This window comes from Microbacterium sp. 18062 (assembly GCF_902706225.1).
GTDB lineage: Bacteria > Actinomycetota > Actinomycetes > Actinomycetales > Microbacteriaceae > Microbacterium.
The window spans coordinates 1-385 of record NZ_CACSKB010000671.1; the positions used below are offsets into that span (position 1 = coordinate 1).

Below are 385 nucleotides of genomic sequence, written 5' to 3' on the forward strand. Positions count from 1 at the left end.
CGCTGCGGGTGCTCAACCTGTTCGCGCTGCTGGTGCTGGCGATCCGGTTCGGGCCGGCGCTGATGGCGCGCCTGCCGCGCATGCGCTGGCTGGAGACGCTGGGCCGTGCCTCATTGCCGGTGTTCTGCGCCCACCTCGTGGTAGTGCTGCTGGTGCTGGGCTGGTTCGGCGCGGACTACCAGCGCCCGTGGCCGGTGGACATCGCCCTGCTGGCCGCCTGCTTCGGCGCGCTCTATGCCGTGGCGCGTGTGACGCTGTGGCTGGACAGGCAACCCGACGACGACACGGTCCCGTCGCCGCCCCCCGTGCCGTACGCGGAAAAGCCGCCGCCGCTCACCCACGACGAGGACGAGCTGCCGCGAGCGCACGAGAGCCTGGCCCCCAC

1 protein-coding gene is annotated in these 385 nt (G+C 72.7%); it reads left to right on the forward strand.

Annotated features, from left to right (window positions below; translation table 11 throughout):
* On the forward strand, positions 1-385 hold a 385-nt coding region (gene opgC, locus GVL03_RS21760), incomplete at both ends, for an OpgC domain-containing protein (protein WP_200847448.1).